Source organism: Testudinibacter sp. 'clade 2' (assembly GCF_006227735.1).
Lineage (GTDB): Bacteria > Pseudomonadota > Gammaproteobacteria > Enterobacterales > Pasteurellaceae > Chelonobacter.
In genome coordinates this window covers 1-1,160 of the sequence record NZ_VDHB01000231.1, presented here as the reverse complement: position 1 = coordinate 1,160, position 1,160 = coordinate 1, and the positions used below count along the sequence as shown (strand labels likewise).

The following is a 1,160-nucleotide window of genomic DNA, read 5'->3' as shown; positions in this document are numbered from 1 at the left end:
GGTTTCCGCCCAATAACGCCCCGCTGCCAATGCCTGCATATCGCTTTCTTGCACGTCAAAACCCAAGGCTTGGGTTTTCTCCAGCATAAGATAAGCGGCTTGGCGGTCTTGGGCGCGGACGTGGTGTTCAATGGCGGAAAAATCGCCGTTGCGGTAGTCGATGCCGTAGCCGAGCATATGGAAACCGTTGTTTTCATACATGCAGTCGATTTCAATGCCGGGCAGATAGCGGATGCCGTGTTGCTTGGCGACGGCGATGACTTCTTCGGTGGCGGCAACGGTGTTGTGGTCGGTAATCGACATCAGGCTGATGCCCGCGGCGGCACATTTCGCCGCTAAATCGGCGGGGCTGAAATCGCCGTCGCTGCTGTATAAGCTGTGCATATGTAAATCAATCATTGGCCGACTCCGTGCACCAATTTGCGCAATTCCTGATGAACATAGCGGGTAAAGCTGTAAATTTCCTCTTCTGCTTCGCGTTTGGAGAAGGTTTCATACGCCCACCAGCCGTCAAATCCGGTGGATTTCACCGCATCCACCCATTCTTTAATCGGAATCGCGCCGTCGTAAAAGCCTGCATCACGGAAGATTTCTTCACACGGAATTTGCTCGCTGCGTTGGCGGGAATTGCAGATATGCACGCCGAGAATGTGCCGTTTATCCATCTTGGCCAAAAACTCCGCATCCAGGCCGGCGATGTAGTTGTGATAAAAATCCACCACCACTTTCAAGTTGTCACGCTCTGCCTGCTCAATCAGCGGAATGCCTTCTTTCAATGAAGGAAAGCTGGTCCAGCACAGCGGCTCGAAAAACAAGCTCAGCCCGAAATCTTTCGCCAAATCCGCCAACGCCTGCATATTTTTCACCGTCAGCCGTTGCTGCTCGGGCAAAGGCAAGCCTTGCAAGCCCATATAGCCTTGATAGGGCAGATTGTGGCGGAAACTTTCCACCGCCCGCCAATCCACCGGGCCGTTTAAAATCTCCACCGCCCGGCCGCCGATCGCCGCCGACATTTCAAACAGCTTTTCCGCTTCTTTCATCATCACCACAAAATCATGCCCTTGGCGTTCGATATCCGACAGCCAGCCCACCGATGAGATTTTGATGTCGCCCAGCAAGGCTTTGACATCTTGCGGTGTGTGCCCGGCATTGAAAAAATA

The 1,160-nt window shown here is 53.3% G+C and carries 2 protein-coding genes; both read right to left on the bottom strand.

Going from position 1 to position 1,160, the window contains the following annotated elements; translation table 11 throughout:
* A partial coding sequence (locus FHQ30_RS12900) for a PHP domain-containing protein (protein ID WP_139625193.1) occupies positions 1–399 on the bottom strand: 399 nt, incomplete at its 3' end.
* Positions 396–1,160, bottom strand: a 765-nt coding sequence (locus tag FHQ30_RS12895) for a sugar phosphate isomerase/epimerase family protein (protein ID WP_139625192.1), incomplete at its 5' end; no start/stop codon positions are given. The genes FHQ30_RS12900 and FHQ30_RS12895, both read right to left, overlap by 4 nt.